This is a genomic window from Candidatus Bathycorpusculum sp. (assembly GCF_009778815.1).
Taxonomy (GTDB): domain Archaea; phylum Thermoproteota; class Bathyarchaeia; order Bathyarchaeales; family Bathycorpusculaceae; genus Bathycorpusculum; species Bathycorpusculum hydrogenotrophicum.
On sequence record NZ_WRFL01000045.1, the window covers coordinates 1 to 21,282 of the forward strand.

Here is a 21,282-nt window from a genome sequence, read left to right on the forward strand (position 1 = left end):
GAAAAATGTAAAGAAATACAGGAAAAGATGCAGAGAAAGGAAAAAGAGAAAAAGAGAAAATTGGCGAAGAGGAGCGAATGTTGTGGCGATATCGCCATGGGCGGGTGGGTTCAAGTCCCACCCCCGCCACCACTTATAAATAAAAATGGAGTGGTTCTGTAAATGGCGGTCATCAACAATTCAGATCGCATAAAAACGTTAGTTCTGAAGGTTCAATTTAATTTTCTTTCTTTTTGGTACACAATTAACTATTAGTAACGGATTTAAATGGGGTGAAGCAAACGATAGATACAGATGAGAAGGGGTTAGGAAAGAGTCGAATAATCGAATCAGTATATTCAAAACTGAAGATGAGAAAATATCAGTGGAGGTACGTTTTGATGAGGAAACCGTTTGGTTGACACTGGATCAAATATCAGTTCTGTTTGAACGCAATAAGTCCACTATATCACGTCACATAACGTGTTTAACGATGGTGAACTAGTCGAGTCCGCAACTGTTGCAAAATTTGCAACAGTTCAAATTGAGGGCGCACGACAAATCGAGCGAAAAATAGATTATTTCAATCTTGACATGATGTATGACCAGCTCAAAAGTGCAGACACTGTCTGCACTTTTTCTTTGTCATTGACGAATTCAGCAAATTTTCACAAAACCGCTAATTAAGTCGATAAAATGAAATACTGCTTGAAATTTAGTTTCTTGTGTTAAAATCGGCTTATCAGCAAAAACTCTCAACACGCTATGAGTTTTAGAGGTATAAGCAGTCTTTTATAAAAGAATGGTAAAAAAAAGATCCCCTATTTAGGGGAATATAAGTTGGTTATTATTTTGTTACTGCTTAATTGTTGTCATTGGCCCCTTTTTCATCATCAGTGTTGTTGTTTTCTTTTTTTACATGTTTGAATACAAAGAGTATAGCGATGATTTGTGCTACAAATATAATAGCATTTACAACAGTCCATCTATCTGCCCATGCCATCGGAAGAGACCAATTCTCAGTGAGTACAAACACTACAATGCCTGCGATGCCTAGGATAATTGATGCTAATAGCCAAAGGTCTCTGCGTTTCTTTTGCTCTTTTTCTTTTGTTTCATTGCCTTGTTCTGTTGATTTGTAGTTTTGAGTGTTTTTTTGTTTTGCTTTCTGTGCTTGTTCTTGTTCTGCTGTGTTTTTCTTTTGTTTTTGTTTTTGTTGTAGTAGTGCGGCAATGACTATGATGATAATAAGTATGAGGCCGGCTACGCTAAGGATCAGGTTTACAAGTGCCCATACTTGTTCAGACTCTTCGGTGCCACTTGCAGGTGGTGGTGTTGCTGTTGGTGTGGTTGTAGGTTCTGTCTGAGGGGCTTGAGGGGGCACAGTTGGTGTAGGTTTATTTGAAGAACCTCCGTTACTGCCGCTATTACTTCCGCTACCACTACCACCGCTGTTTCCGCCGTTGTTTCCACTGCCAGAATTTACTGTGTAGTAGAAGGTAATCACGTTGCCTGTAGCATTAAGAGTTATAGTGACAGATGTTGGGGCAACAGCTGTGTATCCAGATATAGCAATAGCAGTCTCAGTTATTGGAGCACCCATAGTTTGATTTGTTACAATCTTGGGGTTAGCTAGCTGTGTGGTTGAACTTTGGCGGTAATAGTAGACTGTATATTCGATGTCAGAGTTTGCTGTGTAGTAAAAGATGATTTCATTGTTTGTATCGTTAAGGGTTGCAGTTATGGTTGTAGGTACAATAGCTGTATAGCCAGATAGGGTAGGTGCGGTTTCAGTTACTGATGTGCCCAAGATGCCAGTAGCGGTCTTGTTTGCAGCTATAGCAGATGTTGTATTCTCCAAGTAATAGAGTACTGTGTAGGGTACAGTTGTATTTTCTGATTGCCATACTGCATACAATACTGTATTGCTAAAGATGTTAAAGGTGGAACCTACAGTGTGGGTTGCGACTGTTGCCGCAGCGTTTGTAGCCCAGCCAAGAAAAGCGTAGCCTTCTTTAGCCAAAGTATTTTGATCCAACACTACCACGGCACTGCCGCTAACATATGGACTTTGATCATCCATAGGTGCACTGCCAACGCCGACATTACCAACAGGCCAATTAGCATAGTATGTCACCCAATACTTTCCGGGTTCAACATTTTCAAAAACCCAAAGAGCAGACAAATGAATATCGCCTGTTGTGCCCTGAGGGATCTCATAAGAGCGCGTGTGAGAAGTTATGGTACCATTAGCATAGGTTATAATCCAGCCTAAGAAGGTTCCATCTTGCAGAGAAGGATCGACTATGCTTATGGGGAAAGTATCTCTCACGTTGTAGTAAAGGGGGTTGCTAGAAGGATTAACTCCACCGTTCATTTGATAGATAATGTTGTATTGGGCAGGTTCCCAAGTTGCAGTTAGCAAAAGGTCACCTGTAATACCTTGAGGAATCTCGAAAAACATTCCAACTTCAAGGGTATTGTCAGAAACATGCAGTATGGTCCAACCTGTGAAAACATAGGTGGTTCGGGAGGGATCGTTGAGAGGAATTGGAGTGCGTTGGGAAATGTATGTTGTTGGATTAGCAATCACAGGAGGCTCACCTCTATTTAGGTTATAACCGATAATGTTATAGGAGGAACCCCAGTTTGCGGTTAAGACTATATCGCCCTCAACACCAGAAATAGTGGTAATATCTGCTGCAGAATCATATACAGTGGTAGTTACCTCAGTGCCATTAGCGAAATATGTAACAGTCCAGTCTAAAAATATCAAAGTGTCATGATATGGATCGTGTATCTCAAGGGGAAGATCAGCAACCGTATAGGTAGTAGGCGGGGTGTATTGCGTGTTATGTTTACCTTGGCCTAATATGTAGGTTATAGTATATTCGCCTGCCACGGTATTTGACCAAACTGCTGTTAAGAAGAGATCAGCTGCGACATTATCGATTTTGGTAAAGCCTGCGGGATCATGTTCGACACTAGTTACTATAGCACCATTTCGGTATGTTACAAGCCAACGTATGAAGTCATAACTGGGTCTAACTGGATCAGGTATTATTAGGGGAACATCGGGGGTAGCGTAGGTATTTGGATAGTCATCTTCATGACCTGCAACGGGTCCGCCATCAGGACCAAAGTCGTAGGTAATGCTGTATTGTGTTACCCAGTGGGCAATCAAAAGGAGGTTTCCAGTAGTACCTGTGGGAATTAGGTGAGCACCTTCATCAGCACCAGTGCCTATATCCAAGGTTAGTGGAGTGGCATCCTCGTATTGTGCGGTCCACTCAGAGAAGTAATGTCCAGTCCAAGAGGGCGCATATATTTTAAGTGGCAGATCAGCACCAGAATACGACTCAGGGTTGTAACTATTAACCACCGCAGGGTCACCTAGAACATAGGTAATAGTATACAAAGAGGTGTCAAACAAAAATGCCCAGCGTGCGGATAAATAAACATCGCCCTCAGCATTTGATGTCAAATTGTACAGGCCGTTTGTGGCGTCCCAAATTTCTGAAGCTCCAGGTACCATATCAACATATAGTACGGTCCAACCTAGGAAGAGGTAACCATCTTTTTGAGGTTCAGGTATTGTAATTGGATTATCGGGATCAGAAGCATCGGTATAGGTTGTAGGAGCATTGGTTTCGGCTATATATGCAACTTCATCATCCAGATTGAGGTAGCGAATATGATATGTTGTAGTATCGCTAGACCAGAGGGCTATTAGAATAAGGTTACCCTCAACATAACCAGGCATCGTCTCAGAAAGGGTGCTATACCCATTTTCAGTGCGGTCGCCATTGTCAGGATGTAGAAAGGCTGCGATAGTATAATCATGTATCATCACAAACCAGCCTAAGAAATCACGATTAATAGAATCATCAACAGGGTTATGTATCGTAAGCGGAAGATCCTCAACAACATATTCAGAAGGATAGCCCTTGTTAAGACCCGGATTAAGTCGTCCGCCATCTAAGCTATATTCAATACTGTATTTAGGTAGCCAGTTTGCGGTCAGAACAAGATCACACGCTACAATATCATCAATAAGAGTTAACCCATTAACAAATGATATAGCAGAAGAGTCCACTGTTTTGCCATCAGAATCAGTTATGGTCCATTTTGAGAATTTGTAGCCAGTTCTAGTAGCATTGTGTATCTCAAGCAGTTTACCCTTAGAGGTATATTCGGTAGGATTAGCTGGATCATTTTGTCCATCTTGGCCTAATACGTAGGTAATAGTAAGTTCATCTGGAACAGTACTTGTCCATCTTGCGGCTAAAACCAGATCGCCCTCAACACCATCAATAATGGTAAACCCTGGCGTAGAAATATCAGCAGTTATTACAGTGCCATCAGTATAGGTAACAATCCAACCTGAGAAGTCATAATTGGTTCTAGTAGGGTCTTGTATCTCAAGTGGAAGATCGCCAAGGGTATATGAGGTGGGATTAGCTGGGGGAAGATCTGCATCAGGTGCGTTTAAGTGGTATTCGATACTGTAGGCTGTTAATTGTTTTTTCCAGTTTGCCATAAAGACGATGTTACCGGTAGCATCGGATGGTATGGTATAGTGTGAGGAAACAAAGAGTAAATCGCCATTAGCATATCGTACCATCCAACCTGAAAAATCATAGCCGGGTCTAGTAGGCGCATTTATAGTGCGTTCATCGTCGGGAGTGCTTTTAGAATATGATACTGGATTATTAGCACCATTAGTTACATCATCACCACCCAAGATGTAGTCAATGTTGTATATGGAGTCCCATATGGCAATCATAGTGACATCACCCATAGTGCCCAAGGGAAGTTCAAATCCAGGTGGAGCATTGACAATGTCACCGTTGTCGTAGAGTACAGTCCAGCCTAAGAATTTATAACCTGCTCGAGTGGGGTTGCGTATTTCAAGTGGCAAAGAGTCAGGGTAATATGAGCGTGGATTTCCTGGATCGACACCGCCAACACCTAATTCGTAGCGGATCCTATAGGCAGCCTCATCCATTAATTCGATGTAGCCTTTGTCAGGCAAGTTTGTAATAACGTTGTCATCTGCCCAGTCGAAATTAGTGGTGTCTTTTTGACCATGGGTGTAGTAAATGGTTTTGTCTCCGGGTGCAAGGGCAGTATTGCCGCCATTTTGTGGAACTGCTAGGGGGTAGTAGAGATAGTTAATATCCTCACCAAAAACTGTACTTGCAACATCAGGTTTTACCCAAAAATGGTAAATCTTGTTCCTACCCTGAACGGTATAAAATCCCCAATGGAACCCGGAATTATAATCCTCCGGATGTGTTTCCGCACCAGCCCAGTCATAGGTATATCCACCAATAGTTAGAGGGGAATCTAAAACAAAGTTAATATCAAGACCTAAAACTGTGTCTTTGACTTTTAGGTCTCTAAAGCCTCTATAGCTGTTGTTCCAGTTAAAGCCAGGTACGATAAAAGCGGCGGGTACAACTTCCATAGTCATGCCATAATAATGCCTATTACCAACAGCAGGAGTAAATGTGGCAGTAACGCCCAGATCAGTATAGTAAGGTGTGTCTAGTTCCCAATTTTCCTTTAAGGCTATGGTAAAGGTAACTTGTGCAGAATTCTGGATCTGATCGTCGGGCACCGTCCAAGTTATCACACCAGAAACAGTATCAACATCAAAAACGGCTCCTGGAGATAATGTACTGTGACCTTTAAAAGAGAATTGCGGATCTAAAGTATAGCTAAAGATAACAGAGGAACCTTCTGCTAATGTAGGCAGGGGTTCGTTGGTAAATGCTTCTGCGGCCTCATCATATACATAGCAGTCACTTATCTCAAAATATAGTGTTATATCAAAGGTTCCATCACCAGTGTCTTGACCTGTATAGGTAGCGGTTTTAGCCACATATACTTCGCCAATAGCCAAATTGTCAGCAGGGATAGCCGCTGTGACTTCACCATAATTTGTTCGGACACCATCTGGGATGGGTATGTTACCCTCGCCTGTTATAGCGGCACAGGTTAACAGAGACGTTGAAAGTAGAATTATCATTAATGTCAACGCAAATATCCGCTTTAGATTAAACATATGTTTGAGTGGTTTTAAAGAAAAGGAAGGTTTACTGTACACTTTTCTTGATTCATCAGACTGATAAAAATTGGCCATATTGTTTGTAGTTTTCATGTTGTTTGTAGTTTCCATATTTTAACCTACCGTATAGTAGAAAATAATTACGTTTTTAGTTGGGTCCTCTTGGAGTGTTAGAGATGCATCACCATTACCCACTACTCTATAGCCGGAAATAGCTGGCGCATACTCTGTTACACTGTTCCCAATGGTGCCAAACCCAGAGGTCTTACTGGCTACAACTGGAGTTTTGGTACCCTGCAAATAATACTGCACCGTATATGCCGCGGTTTCGTCTTTGTTGTCTTTGTGTTTGAAAGTAAGCACTATGGCGATTAGCTCAACTATGAATATGATAACATTCACAATGGTCCAGTTGTCGACTAGAGCCATGGGGCGAGACATATCCTCAGTTAGTAAAAACACTACAATGCCCAAAATGCTCATAAGGACACTTAGCAGGTACCAGAAGAGACGGCGTTGTTTTTGTTTTTTCTGCTCCTCGGTGTGGTCTTCGGGGTTGTTGGTGTTTTTTTGGTTTTGATTGGTGTGGTTTTGTTTTTGGTTGTATTTTATTTGTTTTTGGGCTTGTTGTTTTTTCTGCTTTTGATTGCGCTGCAACAACACATACAAAGTCAGCAGAATGGCCAATATGATGCCCACTATGCTCAATATTAGATTTACAAGCGCCCAAACTGGTACTCCATTCTCATCTACTCCACCCCCAGGGGGCGCAGAGGGACTTGGAGAAATAGAGGCACCGGGTGAAGGAGTGGGACTAGGAGTAGGTGATGTGCCAGGCGAGGGCGACCTAGTAGGAGAGGGAGACTTCGTAGGAGAGGGAGACTTCGTAGGAGAGGGCGTTGGTGTAGAACCGCCGTCAGAATTTTTGGTGTAGTAGAATGTGATGGTGTTATCGGTTGCGTTTAGGGTGATTGTTATGGTTGTGGGTGCAACAGCAGTATAGCCTGTAATACCGATAGCGGATTCCGTTACGGTATTGCCCATGGTTTGGCCTGATACAATTTTATTTGGAGCTAAAGAAGTGGTAGAGTTCTGTAGATAATAATACACAGTATATTGGATATCGGTGTTTGGAGTGTAGTAGAAGATAAGACTATTGTCGGTTGCATTTAGGGTGGTGGTTATGGTTGTGGGTGCAACAGCAGTATAGCCTGCAATAGCGATGGCTGATTCAGTTATGGTTGCACCTATAGTTTGACCGGGTATGGTTTTGCTTGGAGATAGAGAGGTGGTGGTATTTTGCAGATAGTAATATACGGTGTATTGGATGGTGGGGTTTTGGGTGTAGTAGAAGATGATGGTGTTATCGGTTATGTTTAGGGTGGTGGTTATGGTTGTGGGTGCAACAGCAGTATAGCCCGGGATGGTAATGGCGAATTCAGTTATTTGAGTTTCTAGAGTTTGGCCGGTTACGGTTTTGCTTGGAGCTAAAGATGTGGTGGTATTTTGGAGGTAGTAGTGGACAGTGTATTGGATGTTAGTGTTTGGGGTGTAGTAGAATATAATGGTGTTGTCGGTTGCGTTTAGGGTTGTTGTTATGGTTGTGGGCGGGACTACAGTGTAGCCGAGGAGAGTAATGGCGCGTTCAGTTATTTGGGTGCCTGTGGTTTGGCCGGTTACGGTTTTACTAACGGCTAGAGGAATTTGTGAACCCTCTAAATAATAGTGTACTCGATAGACAACTTGATCTGCAGACCAAGTTGCTGTTAAGTTATAGTCACCTGTTGATCCAACAGCAAGGGTATAGTTGAGCTCTGGAGCAAAACCACCGGTATTATTTGCGATTTTCCAACCTTGGAATGTATACCCGGTTCTTGTGGGATCAGTGATGTGGCAGGGGAGAGTTGTTGCAGTATATGAATCGGGATTACCTGCATCATTAATACCTCCATCTAGTTCATAGTTGATAAAATACGTAACCCCGTCCCTTGTTAGATATCTGAATTCCACACCTGAAATGTTTGCTACAGGTGTTGTTTGGGTACTCATATGGTAGCCATTTGGATATACCACTAGGTCCTCATGATTGAAGATTTGTCCGTTCCCTGATTGGTAGCGGCCCAACCCCATATTGGCACGTAAACCCGGCTCAAGCTGCAATACAGATTACAGCCGGATTGTCGTAGAAGTTCTTCCCCAGAAAACCCCGTTGGAAATTGTATAAAGTTTCCCTTGGAAAGATCCGTCGCAGTTAATTGCGGAGGATCCGCCGATAAATGTCCCGCCGGAAATCAGCGTGATTGTTCCGGAGTTCATAATAGCGTAATCTCTACCGGTGATGGATGCATTTCCGCTGATTTCATCAATTTGACCGTAAATTTGAGTGTTAGAATAAAAATTATATATACCATATGTGCCACTGCCGCTTATTTGCACATTTCCGCTGATCTTTCCGATGGTGCCTGTATTTAGCATGCCTTGACTTCCGGTTATTGTTCCGCCGGTAATCTCGTCTATGGCGCTGTTGCGGTCGACTTGAACGGCAACTGTGCCTTCAAAGGTCCCGCCGGTTATAGAATTGACATAGCTATGGCCCCCAGCAAAATCCGCGAGTATCACCAGGCCAAAAAATGCACCTTTGATGCTCCCGCCCGAAATGGTGCCGATTCCTGTTTGATCAAAAGCGGTATGGTCATAGGCTTCGTCCGCCCAGCCGTTGTCAACCCGAATCGCAGCGTTTCTGGTATCGGGCGGACTCGGGCTACCGACACGGTTGGCCTCAAATGTACCGCCGCTGATTTCCCCGACCTTGCCGCCGCGGATTAACACCAAGGCGCAGTTAAGGACAGGATCAAACTCGCCGCCAGAGATTGTGCCTATTTCGGCGTAGTTTTGTACGAAAACAGCATGCCCATGGAGTTTTGTTTGATTATCTCTCTGATAGAAATGACCCCCAGAAATCAGTTCGATCTTTGTGCCCATTATATTTGCTTTATTATCAGTATCGGACAAATGAACTGCATCAATTTCACCTGTAAACACACCGCCGCTGATTTCACTGATCGTAGCCCCGCGATCCAGTTCAAGAGCTATATATCCCCGAAATTTTCCACCGGAGATACTGCCGGTCGCGGCTTGTCCGCTCATGAACAGTCCGCCGTTTAATATCACGCCATCTTTGACAGTAATTTTCCCGTTTATGACATTCACAGTATGTGAAATCGTTAAAACATTATCTTCCGTGCCATCACCCAAGGTAAGGCTACCTCCGCCCTCCACAGAAAATTTGAAACCCACAGCGGGAGGAGGAGAGGTAAAAGCAAAGGTGTGTGCGCCCTCTGCGCCAACGATAGCTATGTTTTCTGAGCCAATAATAACACTGCTTGTCTCGGCCACATTGCCGATAACCTCAAGAGTGAAAGTATTATAGTGGAGATTTTTTGCCGCCGCCATTGCCTCGTTTAGTGTGTCAAAGAGCGCCCCGGTCTCAGCCAATCTCACCGAGTTGACCGTGGAAGGGTTCTGTGGTTCGGTGACTGGCACTTTCCATTCGGCAATATATTGCATACGATTAAAGCTGATGGCAGGGTTCACCCCGGAAAAGTCCCACTTTACATTGTTGATATCTCCGCCGTCTTTATGGGTCAACCCGCTGTTGGTTCCGGCGTATGAAGAAGGAATAGAAAGTGAGGCCACCTCAACGATAATGCCTTTCCCAGAAGAATCAAATTTACCGTTACAAACGCCTTGTAAATATGCTACAATACCAGCACTCAGATAAATCGCATAGTTTTCGTTAAGTTCACCAAAAAGCGGGTTGCTGATAGCTGAAACACTTCCGCCTGTTACAACTATAGTTCCTGAGGTGTTGATACTGACGGCATAAGAAGAATAAGAATAATACCCTGTGGTGTCTACCGATATTTCGCCAGCGGATATTGTTATGTTGCCCGTATTGACTTCGATAGCCGATGGTGCGTTTCCAACGGCTGAAACTTTGCCGCCAGATACCGTAACAGTTCCGTTTTTAACGAAAATAGCTATGCTATAACGGTTCGCAATAACCGAAACTTCGCCGCCTGATACGAGCACATTGCCATTTTCGGCTTCGATAGCGTTTTTATCTGTTGCCGCGATCTTGCCGTCTTCAGCGACTTCAAAGATTCCTCCGCCATCGATATTGAATGATAAATCGTTAGATGTTGCTTTCCATACCACTGTGATGCCGGTGTGAATATTTAATGTGATTATTGCGTTTTCATTGTTTTTGTTTCCAGTTATGGTGAGGGTGTTGCCAGGTGATGTGTTGGTTATAGCATTTTGGATGGTGTCTTGAATGTTGGTGGCGGACAGGGAATTTGTGATGGATATGGTTGTGTCGGCGTTGGCTGTTTGGATTGATAAAAATGGTATAAGGGTTAGCATCATGCTAAGTGTAATTAATAATGTAATTGATTTTTTTAAATTTGAGTTCAATTATTTCACTGGTCCTTTTTTAAAAGGAAAAATATACTGACGATGTTACGAGATAAATCGTAATTACTAGCCATACTCTTCCCCAAGTACAGACAATCACTACATAACAAACATATAAAGCTTAAACATAATTGAAATATAATTAACTATATTAATTTATTTTTTAATATATATTATTTTTAATTACATATATATCATATATAATAACACGATGTGTGCCCATAATATACACACCACAACCCCTCATTTTACACCAGCCCACTGCTCATCCAAATCCAAAATACAAAACACAACTGGTTGCACAATAGTTGCACCACACACCAATTACACCCAGCAACCCCTCAAACACACCCCACACAGATCAACTCACACAACAAACATACCAAATATCAATAAAACAGATATAACACGGCATACAGTTTAGAGTAACAACAAAACCCAGCCGCACGATTGTGAAGAAAATAGGTGAGAAGAATCTGAATTTTATAAAAAAAATAATAGAACACCTAAAAAAGCATCACATACAGAGCCTAACAGAGAAAAAAAAGAGCCAGTTATAGAAGAAGATTCAGAAGAAGAAGACTACTTGGAGGAACAAGCATTTTACGATGAGATGGAAAATGATGGACTATTGTAAGATGACACTAAAAAGGAAACGGGTAAACAGCCATAAAACACAACCGCAACTGCATGAAAATATCGACAGCTACAAACGCGTGAAATAGAAGCAGGTTAAACGGTTTTTGTACTTGCAGTTATCGACAATATTGCAACTACAGTAAATCAAGATCTTTATACAAGATCGTTTTTAGGTTCAAATTTTTTTGAATCTACGGTATCAGGGATTTTTCTTTGCATAACCCCATTTATAATATCGGCAAGAGTTTCACATGCGAACCATCGCTCCTCTAAGGAGCCATCAGTTTCTGCCTCCTGTACTTTCTTTTGGAAGATCTGTATCTGTTTTTGTATGGGTTCACGTTTATGATCAAATTGCTCCCGAAGCACCTTTTGCTGAGCCTTAAAATTAAGCACCGTTAACTCTAATGCCGCCTGCGCCTCGTTTAAGGCTTGCATCACTGCGAACTCTTTTTGTTCACGCTCTTTTTTTGAGATCCCCCTCCAAAAACCTGTTTTTAAACGAATAATTCTATCTTGGTCGCTTTTTAGCTGATCAATACTGCAACTAAGACGATTTATTTCACGGTTTTTTTGAGTCTTGAGAGCGTTTATTGCTATGGCATAGTCGATGTTGATTTGTTTTAGAGCAACTCGGCAGTATTGAAGGTTTTTTGTTTCCTGCTCAGCAATAACTTCCTTTCGGCGTCTTTCTTCAAGCTGCATGCGCACAGCATTGAGTGTTTCTGTGCACTCAACTCTAAACAGCTCATCCACAAACACCAAAGAACACCCCTCAAACTCACCCAAAACAACCTCAACATTGGCTAACCAACGAGTAAAGTGCTCACTAAAAGGTGAAGAACCAAATTTTTGGGCGCCCAAAGTATGCAGACGCTTAAGCGTAAGCTCCACAAATTCAGCTGGCGTAATAACGGGTTTTACATCCTCGTTTTGTCCACCAAGTCGTCTAGGATAACCTTTTTTAGTTTTGCTTTTTTCCCGCAGAGATCGCGTTTTTTTATTAGCTGTGTTTCTTGATGACTTTATCCGAGATTGATAACCCATAAAACCATTAAGGATTCTTACAATATTAGCTTGTTCCCAATCAGCACTAATCAGCTACATTTAAAATAGCTAATTTATGCGCTGGAAAAATATTGATACAAAACAATATAACCCGTTCATACAGTATATTAGCTATGTGTACAGCAGGTAAAAGTCTGGTATTGATAATCAGCTTCTGTCTGGTGTTATCAGGTCTAATTATGGTTACAACTAAACCTACAATTGTGCAAGCGGCAAATAATAAACTGACGGCCCCCGAATTTAGTGTAAAACTTGTATCACATCCCTATGATGTACCGACAACTACAACAGAATGGGTTGATCCATACACTGGAGAAAAAACTACAACCACAAATCAAGGCTACCATGTGGAAAACCGATCAATAGAAATTACAATAAAAAACAGACCCTTTACACCCCGCACCAATGCAGACGGCATTGAACTTAATCCCTACTATAGAGTCCAAGTTAAGGGCAGTTTTAGCGAAGAATGGAAAGATTTTCAAATAGAAAGCAACCAAACTACCCATTATACCCTATGTAACGTAGTTAATCAATCAAACTCTGAGGATACTTTTCTATCGGGTCCTGGAGATTATCCAGATGGTTCCAAGCTGGATTTTAGAGTTCAATTAATACATGGATACCTATATGATGTGTTAGCTGGGCGTCCAATACTACCCTTGTATGATTTAGTGGCCGATGAAGAAAGCGACTGGAGTATCCAAACAATTAGCATAAATACAGAGACAACTTCGCCCACTACCCCTAGCACAACAACAACCATATCGCCCCCGCCACAAACAGAAACAACCCCAGAAGACACCAACAACAACAATCAAACACAACCAATAGATCTCACAACCACAATAATACTCCTAATAGGGGTCATAGCACTCATCATAGGCAGTGTCATAGCTTTGTCAGTACTAATTATTGCTGTAGGCAAAAGAATGAACACCTCCTAAATTACCATCAAAAACAGCACACCAAATAACGCGAAAACAAATTAAAGGCAGATAAGTGCCGATTGAGTCTAAACCCCACTGCAATCATCGACTGAGCTTGGCACTAACCATAACTGTTTCGTTGATATTATCTCAGAAATCAGTCTGGAATAGTCCAGATATCAAGTCTGCATGTTGCGGTGAAGCGTGTTCCTCAACCGGCAAAATATATTGTTCTTTTTAGCGCATATAATGATTTGTGGGTGTCTTGGGCTAGCATCACAAATCGGTTTTTAGGATTTTTCTAAGTTCTGCTTTGCCTTCTTCAAGTGTGAGAGGGACTTTTGTGATTAAGCCTTGGTTTTTAAGTTCAGTGAACAGATTTACGATGGTTGGTGGCTCCAAACCTGATTGTTCTAGCATGTCTTTATTTTGTAGTACGTCGCTTGTTTTGCCTTCGCCGAGTTTTAAGCCGTGGCTGATTACGACTATACGGTCAGCCAATTCGGGGATGGCTTCAGCATCGTGGGTGGAGACTATGATAGTTGTTCCTGTCTGGTTGAGTTCGTTTAGGGTATTGATTAGATTGCGGCGTGAAACCAGATCTAGGTTTGCGGTGGGCTCATCTAGGATTAAGAGTTCGGGTTTTAGAACCAAAGCTGTTGCCAATGATACTTTCTTTTTTTCGCCAAAACTCAATCGGTGGGGTGGTCGGTCTCTTAGGTGGGTAATATCCATCTTTTCTAGCATCTGGGTGCTTTGGGTTTTGATGTCTGTGTCGGGGAGTTTGAGGTTTTTGGGTCCGTATTCGACGTCTTCGATTACGCTGGGGGTGAAGAGTTGGTCGTCGGGGTCTTGAAAGACAATGCCTATACGGCTACGCAGTTTTTGGAAGTCTTTGGAGGTTGTTTTTTCGCCAAAAACTTGGAGGTCGCCGGAATTGGGCATCAGCAAACCGGCGATGAGTAGAATCAGGGTGGATTTGCCTGAGCCGTTTGGGCCAAGCAACGCTATGCGTTCGCCTTGTGCAACCTCAAAAGATACGCCTTTTAGGGCGGCAACTCCTGCAGGGTAATTAAATTTGACATCGTTTAGGGAAACAATGGAGTCCGCCATAGAGCTCACAGCAGGGCAAGATAGGTGAACGCAACTATTATTGATGCCGCAAATATGACATCGCGTGCACGGAGGGTTTGTATTGGGGGTTTGTTGGTTTTGCTGATGTCAAATCCTCGGGCTTTCATGGCTAAGTAAACACGTTCGGATCGTTCGTATGTGCGGATAAAGAGTGAGGAGAGGATGTGTCCTAGGTCTTTTAGGGATTGGATGTTTAGGGTCTGTTTGTTTATGTAGGTTCGGGCTTCTTTGGCAATTAGGATGCTTTGGGCTTCGTGGATGGAGACAAAGAAGTAGCGGTAGGTTAGGCTGAAGAGTTGGATAATTAGGGGGGGAACGTGGAGGGATGCGAGGAGTTTTAGGGTTTTATCAAAGCCTGTTGAGAGGATTAGAAGGCTAAGGGAGGCTACACAGAACCAGACGCGCAGAGTAAATACGAAGAATTGTGTGAGACCTGGTGTGGTTATGGTTAGGGTTATGTTGCCGATGTTTGTTGTCCAGAGGGGGTTGCCGGCGGTTAAGAATAATGTGGGTAGGGAGATTAGGGCCATAAATAGGGGGATGCACAGGGTTCGGGTGAAGAGTTGTTTTAGGGGGATGCGTGAAGCTAGGGCAAAAATTACAGGTATAGTACAGATGGCTAACAAATAGGCAGGGTTGGTTACAAATAGGGCGGATATAATCATGGCGGATATTGCGACTAGTTTTGCTAGGGGGTTTATGGTTTGCATTAGGCCTTTTTTGCTGCTTAGGTCTTCGATGTAGACTAGTGTTTCAGCGCCTTCTATGATGTCGCGTAGGGATTTTGGGGCTTTCATTGTTTGTTTTTCCTTTTGCTTAGCAATTTCGCAACGCCAAAGGTCACTACAAACAGCAAAAACATAGAGACTACTCCTATTATCAGGGCACCCCATTGGTTATCTAGGCCGATTAGGTTATAGTCGGGGAAGGGTGGGTTATAAATTGGTTCTGCTTCTAGGCCTAGTTCTTCGGCTTTTAGATCAAGAGTTTCTAGGGCATAGGAGAAACAGAAAACGCCCAGTACAACCAAGATTAGAGCAATGGCTAAACCGATGAGAAGGGTTTTTTGGTTTAGTTTTTTATGTTTGGACATGGGGGGGTTCCTTGTTTTGGGTTTTGTTTTGGAACAGAGATAATTTGCTTAAAATGGGGCTTTTCTCTAGCACATCGGGGCGGAGTTTTAGAAGGGTTGCAATTAGGATTACTGTAACGATTCCTTCGGCGGCGCCTATTATTGAGTGGTTTAGGGCCATGGCAGGTACTGCAATACTTAGGCCATACCAGGGTGAGAGTGGGGATAGTCCGACTGCTGTGCCTGCGGCGATGGCGGCTAAGAGGTCGCCAAGGAAGGCTGAGATGAAAATTGTGCCAAATAGGCCAAAGCCTAGTTTGGGTTTGAAGAGTTTGTTTAGGGCTAGAAAGACTATGCATGGGATAAAGACGCCGATTACGCCAATGTTTAGAACATTGACGCCCAACACTAGGAGGCCTCCGTCGCCAAAGAGCAGGGCTTGTAGAACCAAGATTATAGACATTGAAATTAAGCCTGCGAAGGGGCCTAAAATTAGGCCGATGGCGGCTCCGCCTAGGAGGTGGGCAGTGGTTGGGCCCAATAGGGGGAAATTTATCATCATGGCTGCAAAGAATAGGGCGGTGAGCAAACCCATCATGGGAACTTGTTGTTCGGAGAGTTTGACTTTTTTGAAGCAGACTACCCAAAAGATTATGGTTAGTAGAAAACCGATGATGGTAACTATGGGGGAGACAAGCCCGTCGGGTAGGTGCATGTTTTCAAAGCTCCAAACGTAACACGATTATCAAAAAAAGTATTACCGAAATATAAGTATTACCAATAAACAAAACAGTAACAACATACAATTAAATACCAAACAACACCACAACCAAAACAAACCCTACATCAAACACCAACAAATAACCACCATCAAAAACTACAAAACTACACCCAAGCAACCTTCAAGAATTATTTGCGAAATCTAGCAATCCGGTTTGCAATCAAAGCCGCAACCGCACCCCCCGCTACACCACCATCAATATTGACCACAGCCAAACCCAAAGAACAAGATTGAAGCATCGCCATCAAAGCACCCACACCCTTCTCACCAAACCCATAACTATTAGAAGTGGGCACCCCAATCACCGGCACACCCACAAGACCCGCCACCACAGAAGCCAAAGCACCCTCACGACCCGCAACCACAACCACCACATCCACATCAGACTCAATAAGCAACCTCAGCGGTTCAAGCAAACGATGAATACCAGCAACCCCCACATCATAACAAGAAAACACCACACACCCCATCTCCTGAGCAACCAATTTGGCCTCTTCTGCAACAGCTATATCACTTGTTCCAGCCGTTAAAATCCCAACCCGACCACCCATATCACCTGAGAGACAACCTCGTTTTTTGATCACCACCATCTTTGCGGTCTCATTAATCGTCACTAAAAAATCCTCAGCAGAAACATCCATTGCTCTAAGGGCCTCTAAATGCGCCAAACTACACCGGCTAACAACAACACGCCCATTATTTGCCAACATCATCCGACAAATCTGCACCACATCCAAAGGAGTTTTGCCCTCAGCTAAGATAATCTCAGGAACCCCTTTACGCAGCTCACGCTTACCATCCAGTTTTGCTAAACAACCCAACTCATCCACAGCAAACAACCGAAGCATTTTCTCAGCTTCAACAGATGAAAGCTCTCCGCGAGAAACCCTATCTAGGATATCTTTTAGCGATTGCATAGAACAACAAATACCTAAAAAACCACAAATCATATATCTGTTATGCCTGCTTGGTAAACCAGGGCTTTTGGGATTATGATAAGTGAAAAAAGAAAAATTCTAGTTATCGACTCCTCAACATCAGGCATTGCAGGAGATATGCTCCTAGGAGCTCTACTAGATTTAGGAGCCACCCCTAAACGTGTCATCAACGCAATAAAAACGCTGGAAAACCCGGCATATGGCTATCATCATATCGATATAACCCTAAACGAGGTCATGCGGGGTCAATTTCGCGCCGCCCAAATCAATGTCACCTCCACCACCACAGAAAAACAACACGGCAAAGAACTCATCAACATCATAGAAACCGCCGCAAAAAACATCGATATGTCAATAAAAGCCCAAGAATTCGCCTCCAAAGTTATTTGTACCCTTATCAACGCAGAAGCGCAACTTCACAAAACCAACCCTGACCACACCCATCTCCATGAGGTGGCACTGGTAGATACCGCCGCAGAAATTTTAGGCTGTGCAGTAGCACTCGATGACCTCTCACTTTTTGAGATCCAAATCTATGCCACCCCAGTCGCAGTGGGCGGAGGAATTGTAGAGTTCTCACATGGCACCGTGCCAGTTCCTGCACCCGCTGTGCTATCAATTTTGCAGTCCAAAAATTTTCCCCTCCACGGCGGACCCATCGAACAGGAATTAGCCACACCCACAGGAGTTGCACTTCTGGTAAATCTAGAAGCTAAACCCATCCGCTTCTACCCCGCACTAACACCCCTAAAAACAGGCTATGGCACCGGCACCAAAGAATACGCCCACCACACACCAACAACAATACCAACGCCTCTAAGACTCACCCTAGGCACCACTGTTGCTGATGCCACTGTTGTTGATCAAGAGATAGTACAAGGTGAAATTGCAGTTTTAGAAACTAACCTCGATGATGTGTCAGGAGAAATCATAGGCTACACCATAGAAAAACTACTCAACGAAGGCGCCAAAGATGTTAGTGTAATTCCAACAGTCACCAAAAAGAACCGCCCCGGACATCTAATCAAAGTCATCGCTGATAAAAAAGACACCACCCATCTCTCAGAGCTACTCATAGCAGAAACCGGCACCCTAGGAGTAAGAATCCACTACTGCCAACGCCACCTCACCAGCCGCGAAGTAATCGCGATTGATCTAACAGTTTTGGGCAACAAAGAAACCATCAAAGTTAAAATCTCCAAAAATGCTCAAGGTAAAATCATCCGCATAAAACCCGAATACCAAGACCTAAAACACCTAGCAGAAAAAACTAAACAACCCCTGCGAGAACTCGCAGAGTTAGCACTCACCCAAACCCAGAAAAAAATCGCAAACCACTCCTAATAAGGCGATTAGATGAAGCAACAACTCGACAGCCAAAAAATAGAGAAGCTCAAAAAATACATAGCAACCAAAGGCAAAAACGGCGCAGTTATCGCCTTCTCAGGAGGCGTTGACAGCACCACCCTAGCTGCACTTGCCCACCAAGTTTTAGCAGAAAAAACCATAGCCGTCATAGCCCAAACTGCCACCTACCCCCCTGAAGAACTCAAAGACGCCCAAAAAGCCGCTCAAGATATCGGCATACCACTCCACATCATCCAAACCGAGGAACTCAAAAACCCCGACTTTCAAAAAAATCCGCCCAATCGCTGCTACTACTGCAAAAAAGAACTCCTCCAAAAAATCCTCACCTTCGCACACTCACAAGGATTTAGAGCGGTGTTTGAGGGAACAAACCACAGCGACCTACAGGGCCACCGGCCAGGCTATCAGGCAGTACAGGAAACCCAAGACGTCTATAGCCCCTGGACAGCATGTCAATTCACCAAAACAGAAATCCGCCAAACCGCCAAAACCATGGGGTTAAGCAACCACGATAAACCCGCACTATCGTGTCTAGCAACACGCATACCCTTCAACCAACCCATAACCGCAGAAAAACTCTACCGTATCAACCAAGCAGAACAAGCCATCAAAACTATAGTACCCATACAACAACTGCGGGTCAGAGACCATAACAACTTGGCACGTATAGAAGTTGCAACACAAGAACAACACCATTTCTTTGATGCAACCGTGTTAGAGAAGGCGACCCAAGCACTCAAACATCTGGGATTTTTGTATGTCACCCTTGATTTAGAAGGCTACCAAACAGGAAGTATGCTAAAAGAAGTTGTTTTTGAGGCAAAAACGTAGATACGTTTGTCAGGGGAGTATTTAGGAAAAAAACCCTTTTTTTGAAGGATCTCTTGGAGCGGCTACACCGGTTTTTGCAGTTTTGGTCCAGTCTCTTTTGCTTCTAAACACCAGTTTTAGAAATGCCCAGCCTGCAATAAACATCTGAACCAGCCAGTAAATGTAGACAAAAGGTATCCAGAGGATGTTTTTAAGTTTGATAGGTTTCTCTGATGCAGTTAGACCAATGCCAATAGTGACCAATGAAACCGCTGTCAAAGCAATAACTAACCCAGTGAAGTTTAAGATGGGCGTGCTCTGAGAGAAAAATACAGCAACCAATGCCCAGTTGATGTAGCTTAACAGTGAGACCACCATCATAAAGGGTCCTGCAAGAGAAATTTCGGCATCTACGGTTCGTTTGTTAATACTGTCAAGAAGACGACCATATTTTAGGGCAGTTTCCATGTATCCACGGTACCATCGAACTCTCTGCTTGGCAAGGCTTCTAAGTGTTGAGGGAGTTTCTTGTCCTGAGCAGACATCGGGGGCATATTTGATATGGTGATTTTTCTCTACAAGCCGAACAGCTAATTCAACATCTTCGGTGAGTGAGTTTTCATCCCAGCCGCCCATTTCAGTTAGTGCAGTACGTCTGATGAATTGGCAACTCCCTGTTAGAGGGACAAACAGACGCATTTTTTCTCGACCGCTCATAAGCATTTGGAACCAAGCTTTTTCTTCTGAGGAGATAACTCGTGTGAGTATGTTGCTTTTTTCGTTAATCGAGGTTGTCATACCTTGGAGGGCGGTGAGTTGTTTATCGTTAAAATATGAGGCGACTTTGGAGAGGACATTTTTTTCAGGTAGACTATCAGCGTCAAAAACACACACTATATCACCTGTGGCATAGGTCAAGGCCAAGTTGAGGGCCGCGGGTTTTCCAGTGGTTATTTGCTCGCGAATAATTCTTATGCTATCGGGGTATTGTTGTCTAACTTTGTCACATACACTATAGGTGTTATCCACAGAGTTGCCATCAACTACGATCACCTGTAATTTATCTTTAGGATAATCAATACTTAGGATGCCAATTAGACAACGCTGAATTACGGATTCCTCATTTTTAGTGGGAACAATTATTGAAAAAGTTGGAAGTTCCTCAACTGCGCAACTTGAGTCAGGGGCAGTTTTGACTTTCCGCTTGTTTTTTATACCCACATAAATAATGGACCCGTTGTATACTGTCCAAAAAAGCAGAACAGACAACAACACTATAGAGGTTATTTCAAAAAACAACAGCATGGGTGATCCAAAGTCCACTTTCTGCATTACAAAACACAATAGAGCGCATAGACGGACAGGGATTTGGCGGTGAAAACTGAGCCTTAGGGCTTAGAAATCGAGCTCTCCCCAGACAGGTAAAGCAGGTTTTCAGTACAGTCTTCATTATAAATAAGCCCTTTAAAATTTTATTTTCCACCTGCTCGTACAGATGCCTATTAATCCAACTCATTAGGCGCATAAAAAAGTATCCCAAGCAACCGCTTTACTCAACGCTTCATCAGCAGAAAAAACGCCAACTGCATACCACATAGACAAGCAACTTAGCATCAAAATTGTTTTGCTTACAAGTAAACTCGCATACAAAAGTCCAGTTGACTATAGGAAATTTTATGACTAAAATTATACACGTTTGGTTACTTTTAAGCATTTTTAACAAAGACACACCAGCAAACCAGAGCACAAATCAGAGACAAAATACTCGGCGCCTTGGATGGTTAGTCCACCAACAAAAACACTAGTTGTTATGACACCGCTATTGTAGAGTATTAATCGAACAATAAATAACAGCTATGGTTGGCTCATGAAAGCAAGGAAATCGTTAAGACTACTGCTTTGACCGCATTATAAGTTAGGATATAGATGTTTTAGTTTACCTCTTGCTTGTTTTGTGGTAAAATGCCAATCTATCTGCTTACCCGAACCATTTCGATCTGCCGCCCAAACCGACA

At 43.1% G+C, this 21,282-nt stretch carries 14 protein-coding genes; 4 read left to right on the plus strand and 10 right to left on the minus strand.

The window, feature by feature from the left end:
- Positions 1-462: 462 nt before the first annotated feature.
- Positions 463-666, plus strand: coding sequence for a hypothetical protein (locus FWF39_RS08750; protein ID WP_343383058.1), 204 nt, complete (start codon positions 463-465; stop codon positions 664-666).
- Between the two features lie 175 nt (positions 667-841).
- Here FWF39_RS08750 and FWF39_RS08755 read toward each other — a convergent pair whose 3' ends face one another.
- The 4 genes from FWF39_RS08755 to FWF39_RS08770 form a co-directional block, all read right to left on the minus strand.
- A complete protein-coding gene (locus FWF39_RS08755) occupies positions 842-6,013 on the minus strand; it encodes an InlB B-repeat-containing protein (RefSeq protein WP_343383059.1) in 5,172 nt (1,723 codons plus the stop codon).
- 153 nt (positions 6,014-6,166) lie between these two features.
- On the minus strand, positions 6,167-8,212 hold the full coding sequence (locus tag FWF39_RS08760) for an InlB B-repeat-containing protein (protein WP_343383060.1): 2,046 nt from the start codon (positions 8,210-8,212) through the stop codon (positions 6,167-6,169).
- Positions 8,213-8,218: 6 nt separating this feature from the next.
- Positions 8,219-10,528 carry a hypothetical protein gene (locus tag FWF39_RS08765; RefSeq protein ID WP_343383061.1) on the minus strand — a complete coding sequence of 770 codons (2,310 nt, stop codon included), beginning with the start codon at positions 10,526-10,528 and terminating at the stop codon, positions 8,219-8,221.
- A gap of 792 nt (positions 10,529-11,320) precedes the next feature.
- Complete coding sequence (locus FWF39_RS08770) at positions 11,321-12,214, minus strand: hypothetical protein (RefSeq protein WP_343383062.1); 894 nt, start codon at positions 12,212-12,214, stop codon at positions 11,321-11,323.
- Between the two features lie 200 nt (positions 12,215-12,414).
- Between FWF39_RS08770 and FWF39_RS08775 the strand changes: the two genes are divergently transcribed.
- On the plus strand, positions 12,415-13,182 hold the full coding sequence (locus FWF39_RS08775; RefSeq protein ID WP_343383063.1) for a hypothetical protein: 768 nt from the start codon (positions 12,415-12,417) through the stop codon (positions 13,180-13,182).
- A 258-nt stretch (positions 13,183-13,440) separates the two neighbouring features.
- On the opposite strand, the gene FWF39_RS08780 is transcribed toward FWF39_RS08775, so the two are convergent.
- The 5 genes from FWF39_RS08780 to larB form a co-directional block, all read right to left on the minus strand.
- Entirely contained in the window at positions 13,441-14,277 is an 837-nt protein-coding gene (locus FWF39_RS08780) for an ABC transporter ATP-binding protein (RefSeq protein ID WP_343383064.1), read from the minus strand.
- A 5-nt stretch (positions 14,278-14,282) separates the two neighbouring features.
- Positions 14,283-15,095: a cobalt ECF transporter T component CbiQ gene (gene cbiQ / locus FWF39_RS08785; RefSeq protein WP_343383065.1), complete on the minus strand. Its 813-nt coding sequence runs from the start codon at positions 15,093-15,095 to the stop codon at positions 14,283-14,285.
- The gene (locus tag FWF39_RS08790; protein ID WP_343383066.1) at positions 15,092-15,391 is read right to left on the minus strand and encodes a hypothetical protein; all 300 of its coding nucleotides are present in this window, start codon (positions 15,389-15,391) and stop codon (positions 15,092-15,094) included. The genes cbiQ and FWF39_RS08790 overlap by 4 nt, the downstream gene beginning before the upstream one ends.
- Complete coding sequence (locus FWF39_RS08795) at positions 15,378-16,085, minus strand: energy-coupling factor ABC transporter permease (protein ID WP_343383067.1); 708 nt, start codon at positions 16,083-16,085, stop codon at positions 15,378-15,380. The genes FWF39_RS08790 and FWF39_RS08795 overlap by 14 nt, the downstream gene beginning before the upstream one ends.
- A 194-nt stretch (positions 16,086-16,279) precedes the next feature.
- Positions 16,280-17,068 carry a nickel pincer cofactor biosynthesis protein LarB gene (gene larB, locus FWF39_RS08800; protein ID WP_343383068.1) on the minus strand — a complete coding sequence of 263 codons (789 nt, stop codon included), beginning with the start codon at positions 17,066-17,068 and terminating at the stop codon, positions 16,280-16,282.
- A gap of 75 nt (positions 17,069-17,143) precedes the next feature.
- On the opposite strand from larB, the gene larC reads away from it, so the two are divergent.
- Both larC and larE read left to right on the plus strand, forming a co-directional pair.
- Entirely contained in the window at positions 17,144-18,433 is a 1,290-nt protein-coding gene (larC, locus tag FWF39_RS08805) for a nickel pincer cofactor biosynthesis protein LarC (protein WP_343383069.1), read from the plus strand.
- Between the two features lie 12 nt (positions 18,434-18,445).
- A complete protein-coding gene (gene larE, locus FWF39_RS08810) occupies positions 18,446-19,288 on the plus strand; it encodes an ATP-dependent sacrificial sulfur transferase LarE (protein ID WP_343383070.1) in 843 nt (280 codons plus the stop codon).
- Positions 19,289-19,309: 21 nt separating this feature from the next.
- Here larE and FWF39_RS08815 read toward each other — a convergent pair whose 3' ends face one another.
- A complete protein-coding gene (locus FWF39_RS08815; RefSeq protein ID WP_343383071.1) occupies positions 19,310-20,536 on the minus strand; it encodes a glycosyltransferase family 2 protein in 1,227 nt (408 codons plus the stop codon).
- Positions 20,537-21,282 lie beyond the last annotated feature (746 nt).